The following is a 15,782-nucleotide window of genomic DNA, read 5'->3' on the forward strand; positions in this document are numbered from 1 at the left end:
TGATCTCCGGCGGGCACACGCCTTAGTTGCCTGCGAACGCTTCGATCGGCGGGCAGGAGCAGACCAGGTTGCGGTCGCCATGTGCACCGTCGATACGACGCACGGACGGCCACACCTTCGGGCGGGCCTTGCCACGCGGGAAGACGGCGATCTCACGCGAGTACGGGTGATCCCACTGCGCTGCAATGCTTCCGGCAGTGTGGGGAGCACCGCGTAGCGGGTTGTCCTCCACCGTCCACTCGCCGGCGCCGACGCGATCGATTTCGCCGCGAATGGCGATCATCGCCTCGCAGAACTCGTCGATCTCTTCGAGGTTCTCGCTCTCGGTGGGCTCGACCATCAGTGTGCCGACCACGGGGAAGCTCATGGTCGGTGCATGGAAACCGTAGTCGGCCAGACGCTTTGCGACGTCGTCGACGGTGACGCCGGTGTCCTTGGTCAACCCACGGAGGTCGAGGATGCACTCGTGCGCGACCATGCCGTTCTCGCCGGTGTAGAGAACCGGGAAGTACTCGTCGAGTCGACGCGCGATGTAGTTGGCCGACGCGATGGCGGTCAGGCTGGCGCGGCGCAGGCCCGCAGCACCCATCATCCGGATGTAGGTCCAGGTGATGGGCAGAATGGACGCACTGCCGTACGGCGCTGCCGAGATCGTTCCTCCACCACCGAGTTCGGGGGCCATCGGGTGTCCGGGCAAAAACGGCGTCAAGTGTGAGCGCACACCGATCGGGCCGACGCCGGGTCCGCCGCCGCCGTGCGGGATGCAGAAGGTCTTGTGCAGATTCAGGTGGCTGACGTCGCCGCCGAATCGGCCCGGACGGGCAAGGCCGACAAGCGCATTGAGGTTGGCGCCGTCGACGTACACCTGGCCACCGGCGTCGTGTACCGCTGCACAGATGTCGGAGATCTCGTGCTCGTAGACACCGTGTGTTGAAGGGTAGGTGATCATGATCGCGGCGAGACGCTCGGCGTGATCGGCGATCTTCGCGCGCAGATCGTCGACGTCGACGTCACCGTTGGGACGGCAGGCGACAACCTCGACGCGCATCCCGGCCATGACGGCAGAAGCCGCGTTGGTGCCGTGAGCACTCGACGGAATGAGGCAGGTGTCGCGGTGGTCGTCGCCCCGGCTGAGGTGGTAGTTGCGGATCGCGAGCAGGCCCGCGTATTCCCCCTGGCTGCCGGCGTTGGGTTGCAGGCTGACGTTGTCGTAGCCGGTGACCGCGACCAGCCAGTCTTCGAGATCCTTGATGATCTTCAGCAGACCGGGCGCATCCGATGTCGGCGCGAACGGATGGATCGCGTTGAACGCGGGCCAGGTGATGGATTCCATCTCGGCGGTCGCATTGAGCTTCATGGTGCACGAACCCAGCGGGATCATGCTGCGATCGAGGGCGATGTCCTTGTCGGACAGCGCGCGCAGGTAGCGAAGCATTGCCGTTTCCGTACGGTAACGGGTGAAGGCTTCGTGCTGCAGGTAGTCGGAGGTGCGCTCCTGAGCAGCCGGAACCGAATTGCCCTCGGCTTCGATGGCGACAACAGCATCCTCGATCCCGAACGCGTCGAGCACGGCAAGGACGTGGTCGGCGGTCGTGGCCTCGTCGCAGGAGATACCGACATGATCGGCGTCGACCAGACGCAGGTTGATCCCGGATTCCTTGGCCGCAGCGACGACGTCGGCCGCCTTGCCCGGAACCTGAGCGAGCACGGTGTCGAAGAACGAATCGTGGACGACGGTCACGCCGCCCTCGCGCAGGCCGTTTGCCAACGCGTGTGCGCGGGCAGCGACGCGCAACGCAATCGCCTTGAGTCCCTCGGCGCCGTGGTAGCTCGCGTACATCGCAGCGAGGATGGCGAGGAGCACCTGAGCGGTACAGATGTTGGACGTCGCCTTCTCGCGGCGAATGTGCTGCTCACGTGTCTGCAGCGCCAGGCGGTATGCCTTGTCTCCGTCGGCGTCGATGGAGACGCCGACCAAGCGGCCGGGCAGCTGACGCGCATGCTTGGAGTGCACGGCCAGGTAACCGGCGTGCGGTCCGCCGTATCCCATGGGAACACCGAAACGCTGGGTGGTTCCGAAGCACGCATCCGCGCCGAGCTCACCGGGTGAGGTGATGAGCGTCATCGCGAGGAGGTCGGCGCCGACGGCAACCAGTGCGCCGCGCTCGTGAGCTTCCGCGATGATCGAGGTGTAATCGACGACTCGTCCCGAGGCACCTGGGATCTGGGCGATGACGCCGAAGAACTCACCTTCCGGAAGACCAGCGGTGAGGTCCGCGGAGACGATCTCGATCCCGAGCGGCTCGGCGCGAGTCTCGATGACGGCGAGGGTCTGCGGGTAGAGATCGGCGTCGACGACAAATCGTGGGGACTTGCTGCGGTTCGCGCGGCGCAGGAGCGTCATGGCTTCGGCAGCGGCGGTGGCCTCGTCGAGCATCGACGAGTTTGCCAGTTCCATGCCGGAGAGATCGGCGACCATGGTCTGGAAGTTGAGGAGGGCTTCGAGACGGCCCTGGCTGATCTCCGGCTGATACGGGGTGTACGCGGTGTACCAGGCCGGGTTCTCGATGATGTTGCGCAACAACACCGGCGGCGTCAACGTGTCGAAGTAGCCGAGGCCGATCATCGACGTCGCGACGGTGTTCTGGGCTGCGAGTGCAGTCAGTTCGGCAAGTGCCTCGTGCTCTCCGACCGGAAGCGGCAGAGCGTCGAGTCCGGCAGCGATGCCGTTCGGGGCAGCGTCGAGGATGACGGAGGGAACGGCCTTGGTTGCCAGTTCGTCGAGTGAATCGACCCCGACGAGTTCGAGGATGCGCGCGAGTTCCGCGGCGTTCGGACCGACATGGCGGTCGGCAAATATACGGCTTGCAGCGTCGATCACGACAACTCCCAGACAGATCGGAGGATCAGGACACACACCGAACTGCGGTGTGTTCCTCCCCCTCTGTCGCATGCTCGATTCCCGAGCGCCTGAGAGATTCGGTAGTGATCCGCCGAAGGCGGAAGCCACAGCCTTTCCCCGTCGGCGGGTGGGTTGTCCCACCGCTTTCCAGAGGCGTCGGAGCCCGTACGGTCCTTGGTGCCTGAGAGATTGACGGGGAGGTATTGCTCCTTCGGCGCCCTGATCCCGCTCACGACTGACCTTTGAGACAAAGACTGAAACAAAGACAAGTTCGGTGAATCGGTATCCGAGGCTCTCCCGTACGCCGGCGACGCAGGCCCAGTCTAGTTGACCGAAACGCCTACCTGCACCGTGGCATCCTCCAAAGAGATGTGACGTACGTTATCCGGTTTTGCGGCTGGCGCGATTCTTGCGTCGCGAAGCCAACTCGTCTTCCGGGTTGGGATCACTTTCGCCGCCGTCGGCCCGCTCGGCGGGGAAGTCGGCGATCGTTCCGGTGAGTTCACGCATCGCGCCACTGACTGCGATGCCGAATACGCCCTGCCCACCCTGGAGGAGGTCGACGACCTCTTCGGGGGACGTGCATTCGTACACGGTGGTGCCGTCGGAGAACAGAGTGATGTTGGCAAGATCGCGGACGCCACGCTTACGGAGGTGATCGACGGCAACGCGGATGTTCTGCAGTGAGATGCCGGTATCGAGCAGACGCTTCACGATCTTCAGAACGAGAATGTCCTTGAAGGAGTACAGACGTTGGCTTCCGGATCCGGCAGCGCCACGGATCGACGGAACAACCAACGACGTCCGTGCCCAGTAGTCGAGTTGGCGGTACGTGATCCCGGCGATCTGGCACGCACTGGGTACTCGATATCCGACGAGGTCGTCGGGGATGGAATCGTCCGGGAACAGGCCCGGCTGCAGCTCTTCGGAAGACATTTCTGCAGTCGCGGCACTACCGGCTATGCCCGTCCCGCGCTCATTCGACTGTTCTTCCACTGCCGTCTCCCTCTCGCTTCGCCATCATGTAACCAACCTGTGCTATCAGCAGTCACGAGAATCCCGTGCCGACCGAACTTTCAGATGTGAATCCAAGGCAGGTAATTCCATGAGTGGACTTACCCAGAGTACGCCTCGATCGACAAGGCGAGAAGATCTCCACCGCACGCAACGGTAAGTCCAGGAGGGTGCATGGTCAACGCAACACGCCGACCGAGACTCAACCTCTACTTGAGAGTTGAAGACTAAAGTCCGCAACCAGTCAATTCAGGCTAACCATCAGTGGCTTTGAAATCGTCCGGCGAGATGGTGTCGAGGAATTCCTTGAACTTCTCGACCTCGTCTTCGCGCTCGTCGGGAATGACCAGACCGGCCTCGGCGAGAACAGCCTCCGACGCGAAGATCGGAACGCCGATGCGCAGGGCCAATGCAATCGAGTCCGACGGACGTGCCGAGACAGTGGTCTGCTCGTCGAAGACGAGATCCGCGTAGAAAGTGCCCTCTTGCAGGTCCACGATCCGAACCTCCTTGAGGCTCCGACCGAAAGATTCGATCAAGATCTTGATCAGGTCGTGAGTCAGCGGCCGCGCCGGCTCGACTCCCTGTTGTTCGAGAACAATCGCGGTAGCTTCGGTTTGCCCGATCCAGATCGGCAGGTACCGATCGCCGTCGGACTCTCGCAGCAACAGGACCGGCTGATTCTGAGGCTGCTCGACACGAACTCCGATCACACGCATTTCGCCCATCGAGCTTGCCTCCAACCTGACGTGATCCAGCCGACCGACTCCGATGCGGTCGTACTGAAATTCTATTCGAGTGTGCCCCGCTGATCGAGGAACTCAGCGATCGAGACTTCCCCGAACTGCCGATTTGACCAGACACGTGTGCAAAGTCAGTGACAGAGCGGCCAGCTCCCGCACCATTTCCTCGGCACGATCACGTGCTCCGGCGTCACGACCCTTGGCAACCGGTCCGGCGATCTGAGTCACCAGCCCCGCTTCGCGATCAGCAGCCAACTTGAACGCCCGCAGATGGCGAACCTCCAAGCCGTACTCGGACATCGCCTTAGCGGTGCGCGCCAACGTCACGGCATCCTCGTCGAAGAATCCCGCCGCGCCGGGAACGACCAAACCGGTGCGGATCAGATCGGTCAGAAACCGATCGTCGATGTCAGCGCGCGCGAGAAGATCCTGACGACCGACTCGAACTTCGCGATCGACCCGGAACGCCTCGGGTGAGACATCGCCCGTAGCGATCGACAGGACGCGAGCACGACGAGGCGCAGGAACTTCTGCACTCACCGTCGCTGCGCCACTGTCGATCGCTTCGAGTTGTTCTTTGATCACTTTGAGCGGCAGGTACTGATCGCGTTGAGCGGTCAGCACGAAGCGAAGACGCTCGCAGTCCTCGACAGAGAATCTGCGGTATCCCGACGGTGTCCGTTGCGGGCTGATCAAGCCCTCGGACTCGAGGAAACGGATCTTCGAAATCGTCACGTCGGGAAAATCTGGACGCAACCGATCCAGCACGGAACCAATCGACATTCCGGGCTGGCTCTGCTGCCGCACTGCCGTCATTAGCTACCCGCACCTGCTGACGACTCGCCGACCTGCGAACCGCCGGCACGAGGGCCGGTGAGGAACACCAGACGGAACTTGCCGATCTGAACCTCGTCACCATTCGCGAGAACTGCCGAATCGACAGGCTCACGGTTGACGTAGGTGCCGTTGAGGCTTCCGACGTCGACGACGTGGAAATCTGCATCTTCCTGACGGAACTCGGCGTGACGACGGCTGACGGTCACGTCGTCGAGGAAGATGTCGCTGTCCGGGTGCCGACCTGCCGACGTCGTCGGCTGATCGAGCAAGAAGCGGGATCCTGCATTCGGTCCCCGCTTGACCACCAGAAGTGCGGCTCCGGCGGGAAGGCCTTCCACGCCCGAAACCGGCTGCTCGGCGGCCGGTGCTGCAGAGGAGGTGTTGTCGAGCTCATTGAGGAAGTCCGCGCGGAAAACCGAAGTGGTCTCCGCCGGCGACTCCCCATAGCCCGCGTCGTTACCGTTCTCGCTCACTGTTTCTCCTCCTGGGTCAATCATCCAGATCATGAATCACTGGACTACGCAGTGCACTTTCTTCACGAGCATCTTTCACAGTCACGTTCGATACGGCCCTGCGCCCCGACTCGGCACATGCGTACCTAACGACCGTACCCTGCGCAGACCGCCGTGTGCAGCGAGACAGGCCGCGACACAACACGAGTTGGCCGGTCCACGCGCAGGTTTTCTACTCGGACGTGAGTCCCTTGTATGCCTCCGCGTCCAGAGTTGCCGCGAGTGCGGCGTCGAGTGTGGCCTCGTCGGCAACCTCGAGTTCGACCAACCAACCCGTGTCGTACGGGTCGGTGTTGACGAGGTCGGGCTGTCCGTCCAATTCACCGTTCGCTGCAAGAACTTTCGCAGTGAACGGAGCAAAGATGTCGGAGACGCTCTTGGTCGACTCGACCTCACCGAGCGATTCACCGGCGGTCACGTCTTCGTCGACAGCGGGAAGCTGGACGAACACGACGTCACCGAGCTGCGACTGAGCAAAGTCGGTGATACCGACTCGAACTGAGGTCGGGCCGGTTCGCTTCACCCACTCGTGCTCCGCGGTGTAGCGCAGATCGGTAGGTGTATCGAGCTCACTCACAGTGGCTTCCTTTCACAGGCCGTCCGAAAGTCGGACGCAAAAAGATCAATTTCCGGGTTGAGCGTATTGGCGCGGATTCAATTGTCGCAAGACGGAGATCGTGACCTGCTGCGATTGCTCGACGGACGACGTTCCGCCATTGCGTGCGACATTGTCGAAGACGCCTCCGGGAATGTTCAACGCTGCCGCCAATGTCGGCGGATCTCCGATCGCGGTCACAGTGTACGGCTGCTCGATCCGGGTTCCGTCCAATTCGATCTCGCCGCCGCGCCCACTCACCCACGAGTTCACGCCGATACGAATGGGTTCGCCGTTCGCACCTGCGATCGAGATGGCTTCGGCACCGGCAGCACGCAGTTCCTGGATGAGATCGAGAATCACTTCCGATCCGACGCCGCCCGCCGGATCTGTCAGGGTCATCGTCACACCCGGTCCAGTGGCCGGAGCGGTCCCCACTTGAATGGAGAGTGAGGTCAGCCGCGCCCGCGCCTCGTCCAGCGCTGCTCCCGTGTTGCCACCGGCTTCCAAAGTGGCAAGCGATTCCTGAAGATTCGCGACTTCCTGCCTCAGCGCGGCTTCGCGCCGATTCAAATTGTCGAGAACCACCAGGAGGTCGGCAGGGCGCGCGGCGTCGAGTGAATCTCCGGCCACTGTGCTGCGTACCTGTGTGGCAATCGCAACGCCGAGCACGCCCAACAGCACAGCAGCGAGGATTGCGAAGACGACGTTGGTGCGGTGTTTGGACGGTGAACGCAACTCGTGACGACCTTCACCCGCAGTGGTGACGGGAGGTTCTTCTTCCGGTTCGGTCGTGGAATGTTCCGCCATGACTCACGCTCCGAACAGTCGGCGTCGCAATGCCGCTGCGTTGCCGAAGATCCGGATACCCAACACGACGACGATCGCCGTCGAGAGTTGAGTACCGACACCCAACTGATCACCGAGCCAGACGATCAACGACGCGACGAGCACGTTGAAGACGAAGGAAACCACGAACACCTTCGCGTCGAAGATTTCGTCCAGATACGCGCGTAGTCCACCGAAGACGGCGTCGAGCGCCGCAACGACAGCGATCGGAAGATAGGGCTGGATCACGTCGGGCACCTGCGGGCTGAAAACTACGCCCAGCACGATGCCGACGACCAGTGCTGCGAGTCCGTACAGGGCGGAACCGGCCTTCATCGAACTCCTTCTGTCACTTGGGTTCTGTGGGTTCTGTTGCCACTCGGACGGCGCGAGGCGCCGCAGGCGGCAGAGTCAACGAATCGTCTTCGGCCACCGCGAAACCGACTCCGTACAGTTGCGAGACGCTAGACATTCTCACGTAGGCGTCGCTGACGACGAATTTCCGCTGCAGTGCTCGCGTGTCTCCGATCGCCTCGACGAGGTACGGGGAGAAAACAGGTTGGTTGTCGACGAGCATCGCGCCGCCCGCCTGACGAATGGTCACCGTCGGCCCGATTCGCACTCCGCCGACGGCGATCGCCTCCGCTCCCCCAGCCCACAGGGCGTTTACGACGGTCTGCAGATCGCGATCGAGGACAACTGTCTTACCGCCGACACTCCGTTGCGACGCATCCGAGAGGTTCGGGCGTCCGGCCGGGTCGGTCAACGTCACCACCAGTCCCTCCCCGTGAACAGCTTCGGCTCCTGCGCCGGATTCGACCGCTCGCAGTTGGTCGAGGACGGCGCTGCCGCGTGCATCGCCTTCGAGCGCCACGCCGCGCGCGGCGTCGACGGCTCCGCCGAGTGAATCGCGGGACGCGGCCAGCGAATCGATTCGATCCTCCGCATCACGGACCTTCGCCACCAACTCGCTTCGAACCTCTTCGGTGCCGGTCACCTGCTTCGTCGCCTGAACAGCCGAGACCGTGACGATGAACCCGATCAACAGTGCGCCGAGGGCCAGCCACGGCCCCGTCTTCGAGGATCTGTTCTTGGTGTGCTCGTGCTGGCGTTCGAATGCAGTTGCCTCGTAGCCCGGGTCGAGATGTTCGGTCATGAGTGAGCGAAGCAGCGACGGTACCGGGTTACGACGGACGTCCTCCCCGGTCGACTTCATCGGGGCACGACCTCGTGGGTTCGCGCAACGTCAACGGCCTTGAGCACGTAGATCGCGGCAGTCCACACGTACAGGACGGTTCCCCAGATCAGGAAAGCGAAACCGAAGGCATGGGTGAACGGTCCGATGGCCCAGTCTCCGTGCCCGGCAAGAATCAACGGCAGAGCGAACATCAGTAGGAAGGTCGCAGCCTTGCCGAGATAAACCACCTCGGGCGGTGGCAGGCCACGCCTGCGGTAGATCGGCAGCGTCAACGCAAGCAGAAGATCACGGCCGATGAGTATCGCTGCGACCCACCAGGGAATGAAATCGCGGGCGACGAAGGTGACCAGTGTCGTCACGACGTACAGACGATCGACCAGCGGGTCGAGAAGCGCTCCCAGACGCGAGGTCTGTCCGAGCACTCTGGCCAGCTTGCCGTCGAGCCAGTCGGTGAACCCGCTGAGCATCAGCAGCGCCAATGCCCAGCCGTCCGAGTGCGTGACGAGCAGCAGGTAGGCGAACAGCGGCAGAGCGAGTAGACGCACGATACTGAGCACGTTGGGAACAGTGAGAATCCGATCCGTGGGGATCGGTTCTTGTTCGCCAGAGTTCACTGCACACACCTCGCGTCGTTCGATTGCCGTGCGGCCAGCTTTCCACAGCACGACGGACTATTCGCCGAGGCGCCGTAGCCTGAACTGTCCCGAGCGTGTCGAGCTGCCCCTATCTCCAGGCGAACACCGGCTGCTCGAGCTTGTCGATGCGCGTGTGCCGTCCGTTCAGCACTTCGCGGAACTGATAGATGACGGCTCCGGTCGGCGCATGGATCAGGCTCGTTCGGAACGGCCATTGGATCACCGGGTTCGGTGACTCCTCGATGGTGACGAAGCGCGAGTCCACGTCGAGCTCCTCCGACGTGACGGCATACACCTGGGCCACCTCGTCGGGATTGGGTACCAGTCCCCCGATGTCCTCGCCCGACCACATGACGAACGGCCGGATCACGAATCCCGAACGAGTGACGTAGTCGTCGAGCCGGCCGATGATCTTCGACTCGGGAACGTCGACACCCAGCTCCTCGGAAAGTTCCCGAACCGCTGCCTGTTCGGACGACTCGCCCGGGTCGACGCTTCCGCCCGGCAACGCGAATTGACCGGGGTGGGCGCGCATCTTGCTCGGCCGCTTCGTCACCGGGAACACTGGTGTTCCGTCCGCAGTCCGCATGACGACGATGACCACCGACGCCGAGCGCCTTCCGTCCAATTCGACCGACCGGGGTTCGAAAGCGGCAAGTGAGGCGACCACGTGGTCCCGATTCAGTAAATCTCCGTTCACCATGGCTCGACAGTAGCGCCACGAGACTGAGACCCTCAGCCAGTCTGGTCCATTTTGGCCGCTTCGCCTGATTATCGGTCTGTATTCCTGTCATGCTGAACAGGCAGAATCCACCGTGCGGCATGGCGAGAAGAGAACCTCGATGGCTGAGCAGTCCCAGACCCCCACCCCGCAGACCGACCAGGGCGCGCCGGGCGCGTCGAATCGGGCCTCTCGCTTTGCTTCCGACACGCTGAGCGTCCTGCGGCGTGTGCCGTTCACCGCGAGCGTCGTCCTCACCATCACCGTCGTCGGGATCGCGACCGGCGCCCTGTGGAATCACGTCCGTACCTACTCGTGGTTCAACGACATCGCCTACGGAGTTCCTGCCTTGCAGGAAGGCAAGTGGTGGACTCTCGTCACGGGGTGGTTCTTCGGATTGACGCCGGGTCAGTATGTTTCGATCATCGTCGTTTTTGCCTTCGCGGTCGGCTGGTGCGAATGGCGCCTGGGAACCAAGAACGCGGCCATCGTCACGATCAGCGGTCAGTTGGCGGGCGAACTCGGTGCATCGCTCCTCCTCTGGGCGGGCAGCCACACCGACTGGGATTGGGCTCGCAACCTCGCCACCCACCGCGACGTCGGCGTGACCACCGCAATCATCGCCGCACTCGCCGCGACCACGGCAACACTCCGCTCGCCCTGGCGAATGCGAGTGCGCGCCATTCTGTGCGCGTACATTGCGATCGCGTTCCTCTTCGAAGGCCGCCTCGCCGACGTGCAGCACCTCATCGCGGTCGCGATATTCCTGCCGGTGGGCGAGAAGTTCTTCGGCGACGGAGAGCGCGGGTTCATCCCACGAACGCGACGCGAGATCCGCCTGCTCGGATTCATCGGCCTGCTCCTGATCGGCGTGGTCGAGATCGCCGTCTGGCTGTTCCCCGGAAGCGGACCGTTCGGGCCGACGGAAGCCGAAACCGGTTCGGGCTGGACGGCATTGATCGACGTGGTCATCGTTGCCCTGATCGCGGACCAGTTGCGACGAGGTCGCCGCTGGGCCTGGTGGGTTGCCGTGGTGTTCGGTTCACTGACGGTTTTGGCCACCGCCCTCGTCCTCGTCTCGGTCATCTTCTTCGACTACGAGAGCGCCGGCGCCGTCACGGTCGGTACCGCGCTGCTCTGGCTTCTCGAACTCATCTTGTTGATCAAGGGCCGCCACGCTTTTCACGTACCGATGCGGCGCAAGATTCGAGGCGGGCCGTTGTCCGGGAACGATCCGCGCGCCGCCGCTCGGGAACTGCTCAAACGACACGGCGGCGGAACCATGTCGTGGATGACGACGTGGGACGGCAACAGTTACTACTTCGGCGAGTCGGGTGAGAGCGTCGTTGCATTCCAACGGCATGTCGGTGTCGTCGTGGTCCTGGCGGATCCGATAGCGAGCCCCGACCGACTTGCCGCAGCGGTCGACGAATTCACGACGATGTCCGAAGCCAACGGCCTCACTCCCTGCTTGTTCTCCGTGGGGAAGGAGACAGCCGACGCCGCCACCCGGCGTGGCTGGCGCACCGTTCAGGTCGCCGAAGACACGATCGTCGACCTACCAGAACTGCAGTTCACCGGTAAATCCTGGCAGGACATCCGCTCGGCGCTCAACAAGGCCAAGAAGGACGACATCACCTTCCGGATGACAACATTGGCCGACGAGCCGTTCTCCGTATTGGCTCAGGTGCGCGCCATCTCCGAGGAATGGGTGGGCGACAAGGGGCTACCCGAGATGGGGTTCACCCTCGGAAGCGTCGAGGAGGCGCTCGATCGCGACGTCCGTGTCGGCTTGGCCGTCGACCCGACCGGAAGCATTCACGGCGTCACCTCGTGGTTGCCGGTGTACGGCGAAGGCGGCGTGGTTCAGGGTTGGACACTCGACGTCATGCGTCGACGTCCCGACGGGTTCCGTCCGGTGGTCGAGTTCCTCATCGCATCGTCGGCCCTCGAGTTCAAAGAACAAGGTGCCCAATTCGTCTCACTGTCCGGAGCACCGCTCGCCCGCAGCGACGACGGCGCCGACGCCGCATCGATGGACCGCCTGCTGGACATGCTCGGAGCCGCGATGGAACCGCTGTACGGCTTCCGGTCTCTTCACGCGTTCAAGAAGAAGTTCAAGCCGAGGTACGAACCCGTTTTCCTGTGTTTCCGCGACGAGGCCGACCTGCCTCGGATCGGAATCGCACTGACGCGTGCCTACCTGCCCGACGCGACGGCTCCTCAGCTGATCAAGCTCGCCACCAGCAAGAGTTGACGCCGTGCGGTCCTGGTTCGAGCACACGGTCGTCGACACCGGCAGGCTCCCGCTGTTCTTCCTCCTACTCGCCTTTGTCCTGACGTTCCTGTTCATCCGCTTCAGCGTCCGGATGATCCGGGCCGAGGTCTCGTGGTGGCCAGGCAATGTCACGCCCGGTGGAATGCACATCCACCACATGGTTTTCGGTTTGATGATGATGCTCGTGTCCGGCTTCGCCTTCATCGCTCTGGCCGACTATCACACCCCGATCGCCAATTGTGTTCTCGCGTCGGTGTTCGGCATCGGCAGCGCGTTGGTCCTCGACGAGTACGCGCTCGTGTTGCATCTGCGCGATGTCTACTGGGCCGAGGAAGGTCGCTCGTCCATCGACGCGGTGTTCGTTGCCATCGCGATCTCGTTCCTTTTCCTTCTCGGGGTCCACCCGATCGGGTTCGCGGGAGAGTTCGACCCGTACGAGCAGGACCGCAGCCTGGCGACGTTGATCGGCGTTGTCGTCGCGATCGTGATCCAACTCGGACTCGCCGTGATCACGTTGATGAAGGGCAAACTCTGGACCGGCCTGATCGGGCTGTTCTTCACCCCACTTCTGTTGATCGGAGCAATTCGGTTGAGTCGCCCGGGTGCGCCGTGGGCGCGCTCGCGTTACCGCGACAAGCCGGCGAAGATGAGCCGGGCAGTGGCCCGTGAACAGCGTTATCGCGAGCCGATGATCCACGCGAAGATCTACGTTCAGGAAACGGTGTCGGGAAGTTTCGGTTCCACTCCCCCGCCCCCACCACCGCTCCCCGTCGTCGACACCGCAACCCCCACGTCGAAGGTCGGATTGTCGCGGCGGCTCTCGGACAGAATTCGCTGGCGTCGAACTCGCCGACGACTACGAACAGTCCCCGTCTGGCGTCTCCCCGTGATCCTCGTCGTCCTGTCCGTCGTCACCGCGAACATCCTCGTCGGGATCGACGGAGACCTGGTCAGCGACGGCGACGTCGGTACCATTTCCGAGGGCGTCGACGCCGGGGCCACCGCGACGCTGCTCAGCGTCATCGCCGGCGGGATGATCACTCTCACCGGTCTGGTGTTCACCGCCATCACCCTCGCAATGCAGTTCGGCGCATCGCAGATTTCGGTGCGGGTGGTCCCGATGCTTGCGCAACAGCGAGTGATGCGGTGGTCGATCGGCATGTTTCTGGCCACGTTCGTCTTCTCCTTGATCATTGCGCTCGATCTGGCGCTCGATTCGGAGAATTCCTCACCGACCATCTCCACGGCGATCGCACTGCTTCTGGCATTGGCCAGTGCGATCCTGTTCATCGCGTTGGTGGCGAAGGTCGGGTCGATTCTCAATTCCAGTCGGTTGCTGCGTTGGATAGCGGCCCAGGGCCGGAGCGCGACGATTCGTGCCTATCCGCTGTACGAGGACCTGCCCTCTGGCGCACCGAAACCCAGTCAGCCGCTCCCCCTACCCCAACCGCGCGAGTCCGAGAACTCCGAGAGCGCCGACGCACTGGTGATTCGCCTGCGCCACCTCTCACCCGACGGCCGGATTCTGCTGGCGATCGACCTCGCACGACTGCAGCGGTTGGCCGGCCGCTGGGACGTCTCGGTCGAAGTCGTCCCCAGCATCGGCGAGTTCGTCGCCCAGAACGCGCCCCTCTTCGAGGTACGCGGACCCTCGCTGAAGGTACGCCCGGACACTTTGATGTCGTGCTTGATCTTCGGTGACACGCACAGCCCGGTCGTCAGCCCCGGTGCAGCGCTTCAGTCGATCGTGGACATCGCGCTCAAGGCACTGTCACCCGCCATCAACGACCCGGGCCGAGCCGTCCAGGCTCTCGACCACATCGAAGATCTTCTGGTACTTCTCGCCCCGCGGGTCCGCTTCGACACGTCAACCTCGGATCTCACGCTGATCCGAGGGCAGCAACGCACCTGGACCGATTACGTGTCCGTCGCCACCGACGAGATCCGGCACTTCAGTACCAATTCCGCGCAGGTCCAGCGTCGTCTGCGCGCGGTATTCGCGACCTTGCTCGAAGCCTGCCCGCCGGACCAGCACCCTCCGCTACTCGAGCGCGTCGACGCACTCGATGCGCAATTGACCCGAGAATGGACCGGCGCACTCGACCGTCGGCTCGCGAGTGTGGCGGATCCGCAGGGATTGGGCTCCGAAGCCGGGGCGACCGGAAGAATTCACCCGCTGATCATCGGGTCTTCGGAACTTCCGGACGATCGTTCATCCGGGCAGACCGAGTCGCGTTCCCAGCCAACCTAATTGACTCGCCAATCCAGCCGACCACACCTGGAAGCTGTGCCCTCCGTCGACCTCGGCGTACTGGACGTCCATCCCTGCGGCCTTTGCGGCTTCGTAGAGCGTTTGAAGACCTGGGCGGTAGTCGTTGTCCTGTTTGCCGACCACGAACACCCCGGCGCTGTCGGGGAACTTCTTCTCCCGGAGCAGATCCTGCGGATTCACTGCCACGAACGCGGCGTCATTGCCGCCGAACGCTGCATCGACCGTCTGCTTGCGATCGCCGAGTGTGGGTTCGATCTGACCGGACAGATCCAGGAACGTCGGATATACCGCGGGGAAGTTCGTTGCCATCTGGAACGCGCAGGTACCGCCGTAGGAAAGTCCCCCGATCGCCCACTTCCTCGGGTCGGGATCCACCTGGAGGTTCCCGCGCACCCAGTCGGGAACATCGCGCGAAAGGTACGTCGCGACGTTCCCGAGTTGGGAATCGACGCAGAGCGGATTCGCCAGTTCCGACCCGGTCCCGTCAGCAACGACGACAACGGGAGCCAAGCCCGAATGCGCAGCGGCGTAGGTGTCCATGGTCTGGACGAGACGTCCGCCCTGTAGCCAGTCCTCGGGCGCGCCTGGTTGGCCGGCTAGCAGGACCAACACGGGCAACTCCGGTCGTGGGTTGGTGAAATACGCGGGCGGTAGGTAGATCTCGGCGTCGCGGGCGCTGAATCCGGAGACCGTCCCCGCAATCGTGACCGTGCTGACCTTGCCCGCCGACGGCATGTCCGTGGGAGCCTTCCATTGCGAAACCGGTACCGCCCCGTCCTTGCCGTCGTCCAGGTCTGCGAGTGAAACCTTCTCCGCGTCCGAGAGTCCCAGCGCTGTTCCCAACGTCGGATACGACTGGAACTGCAGATTCACGTGAGCCGCGCTCGACACGACCACCAGGAGCACGGAGACCACGGTGAGCACGCGGCCGTCGATCCGCGTCGCCGCAAATACCCGCGAAACGCCCAGCAGCACGCCGAGAATGCCCAACCCGATCCACACGTAGACCGGACGGGCAATCGGATCGGGGAACGGGTGCCACACCTTCTCGATCAGCCAGTACAGCACGAGAGTGATCGCGATTGCCGCGACGATGCAGACCGGAATCGAGATCAGGACGTGACGCCTCGATCTCGAGAAGATCAGCCACAGAAGTGCCAGAATTCCGAGCACCGTCACCACGGGCGGAACCGGGCCCGTGACCAGCGACAGATCCGTGATCGTGTGCACGTCGTCTCCCGTCGCAG

At 63.2% G+C, this 15,782-nt stretch carries 14 protein-coding genes and 1 riboswitch; of the genes, 2 read left to right on the plus strand and 12 right to left on the minus strand.

Features of this window, described 5'->3' with window-relative positions; all coding sequences use genetic code 11:
* Positions 1–22: 22 nt before the first annotated feature.
* From gcvP to GN300_RS26290, 11 genes are all read right to left on the minus strand, one after another.
* Positions 23–2,881, minus strand: coding sequence for an aminomethyl-transferring glycine dehydrogenase (gene gcvP, locus GN300_RS26240; protein ID WP_063316371.1), 2,859 nt, complete (start codon positions 2,879–2,881; stop codon positions 23–25).
* Between the two features lie 53 nt (positions 2,882–2,934).
* A riboswitch (glycine riboswitch) is annotated at positions 2,935–3,063 on the minus strand.
* A 220-nt stretch (positions 3,064–3,283) separates the two neighbouring features.
* Positions 3,284–3,838 carry a MerR family transcriptional regulator gene (locus GN300_RS26245; RefSeq protein ID WP_021344354.1) on the minus strand — a complete coding sequence of 185 codons (555 nt, stop codon included), beginning with the start codon at positions 3,836–3,838 and terminating at the stop codon, positions 3,284–3,286.
* Between the two features lie 332 nt (positions 3,839–4,170).
* A complete protein-coding gene (locus GN300_RS26250) occupies positions 4,171–4,644 on the minus strand; it encodes a bifunctional nuclease family protein (RefSeq protein WP_003946194.1) in 474 nt (157 codons plus the stop codon).
* A 93-nt stretch (positions 4,645–4,737) separates the two neighbouring features.
* Positions 4,738–5,475, minus strand: a complete 738-nt coding sequence (locus GN300_RS26255) for a MerR family transcriptional regulator (RefSeq protein ID WP_003946161.1) — start codon at positions 5,473–5,475, stop codon at positions 4,738–4,740.
* Positions 5,475–5,969: a glycogen accumulation regulator GarA gene (gene garA / locus GN300_RS26260; RefSeq protein ID WP_003946166.1), complete on the minus strand. Its 495-nt coding sequence runs from the start codon at positions 5,967–5,969 to the stop codon at positions 5,475–5,477. Before garA ends, GN300_RS26255 begins: the two co-directional genes overlap by 1 nt.
* Positions 5,970–6,180: 211 nt before the next feature.
* Positions 6,181–6,585, minus strand: coding sequence for a glycine cleavage system protein GcvH (gene gcvH, locus GN300_RS26265; protein ID WP_003946160.1), 405 nt, complete (start codon positions 6,583–6,585; stop codon positions 6,181–6,183).
* Between the two features lie 45 nt (positions 6,586–6,630).
* Entirely contained in the window at positions 6,631–7,413 is a 783-nt protein-coding gene (locus tag GN300_RS26270; protein WP_007731994.1) for a DUF881 domain-containing protein, read from the minus strand.
* A 3-nt stretch (positions 7,414–7,416) separates the two neighbouring features.
* The gene (locus tag GN300_RS26275) at positions 7,417–7,767 is read right to left on the minus strand and encodes a small basic family protein (protein WP_003946178.1); all 351 of its coding nucleotides are present in this window, start codon (positions 7,765–7,767) and stop codon (positions 7,417–7,419) included.
* 13 nt (positions 7,768–7,780) lie between these two features.
* Positions 7,781–8,647, minus strand: coding sequence for a DUF881 domain-containing protein (locus GN300_RS26280; RefSeq protein ID WP_003946177.1), 867 nt, complete (start codon positions 8,645–8,647; stop codon positions 7,781–7,783).
* Complete coding sequence (locus GN300_RS26285) at positions 8,644–9,243, minus strand: CDP-alcohol phosphatidyltransferase family protein (protein ID WP_030537518.1); 600 nt, start codon at positions 9,241–9,243, stop codon at positions 8,644–8,646. The genes GN300_RS26280 and GN300_RS26285 overlap by 4 nt, the downstream gene beginning before the upstream one ends.
* A 109-nt stretch (positions 9,244–9,352) precedes the next feature.
* On the minus strand, positions 9,353–9,967 hold the full coding sequence (locus GN300_RS26290; RefSeq protein WP_003946186.1) for a CoA pyrophosphatase: 615 nt from the start codon (positions 9,965–9,967) through the stop codon (positions 9,353–9,355).
* Between the two features lie 139 nt (positions 9,968–10,106).
* Here GN300_RS26290 and GN300_RS26295 point away from each other — a divergent pair, with 139 nt between their 5' ends.
* Together GN300_RS26295 and GN300_RS26300 are read left to right on the plus strand one after the other, a co-directional pair.
* The gene (locus GN300_RS26295) at positions 10,107–12,242 is read left to right on the plus strand and encodes a bifunctional lysylphosphatidylglycerol flippase/synthetase MprF (RefSeq protein WP_063316370.1); all 2,136 of its coding nucleotides are present in this window, start codon (positions 10,107–10,109) and stop codon (positions 12,240–12,242) included.
* 4 nt (positions 12,243–12,246) lie between these two features.
* Entirely contained in the window at positions 12,247–14,514 is a 2,268-nt protein-coding gene (locus GN300_RS26300) for a DUF2254 family protein (RefSeq protein ID WP_063316369.1), read from the plus strand.
* Here GN300_RS26300 and GN300_RS26305 read toward each other — a convergent pair.
* Positions 14,476–15,765, minus strand: a complete 1,290-nt coding sequence (locus GN300_RS26305; RefSeq protein ID WP_063316368.1) for an esterase family protein — start codon at positions 15,763–15,765, stop codon at positions 14,476–14,478. The two genes, GN300_RS26300 and GN300_RS26305, sit on opposite strands and share 39 nt — an antisense overlap.
* Between the last annotated feature and the right edge of the window lie 17 nt (positions 15,766–15,782).

Source organism: Rhodococcus sp. Ni2 (assembly GCF_021352185.1).
GTDB lineage: Bacteria > Actinomycetota > Actinomycetes > Mycobacteriales > Mycobacteriaceae > Rhodococcus_F > Rhodococcus_F qingshengii.

What these genes read in the sequence shown, in the direction of transcription:
- GN300_RS26245 (WP_021344354.1), bottom strand. Translation starts at nt 3,838, where the DNA reads ATGTCTTCCGAAGAGCTGCAGCCGGGCCTGTTCCCGGACGATTCCATC.
- GN300_RS26250 (WP_003946194.1), bottom strand. Translation starts at nt 4,644, where the DNA reads ATGGGCGAAATGCGTGTGATCGGAGTTCGTGTCGAGCAGCCTCAGAAT.
- GN300_RS26255 (WP_003946161.1), bottom strand. Translation starts at nt 5,475, where the DNA reads ATGACGGCAGTGCGGCAGCAGAGCCAGCCCGGAATGTCGATTGGTTCC.
- GN300_RS26270 (WP_007731994.1), bottom strand. Translation starts at nt 7,413, where the DNA reads ATGGCGGAACATTCCACGACCGAACCGGAAGAAGAACCTCCCGTCACC.
- GN300_RS26275 (WP_003946178.1), bottom strand. Translation starts at nt 7,767, where the DNA reads ATGAAGGCCGGTTCCGCCCTGTACGGACTCGCAGCACTGGTCGTCGGC.
- GN300_RS26280 (WP_003946177.1), bottom strand. Translation starts at nt 8,647, where the DNA reads ATGAAGTCGACCGGGGAGGACGTCCGTCGTAACCCGGTACCGTCGCTG.
- GN300_RS26290 (WP_003946186.1), bottom strand. Translation starts at nt 9,967, where the DNA reads ATGGTGAACGGAGATTTACTGAATCGGGACCACGTGGTCGCCTCACTT.
- GN300_RS26295 (WP_063316370.1), top strand. Translation starts at nt 10,107, where the DNA reads ATGGCTGAGCAGTCCCAGACCCCCACCCCGCAGACCGACCAGGGCGCG.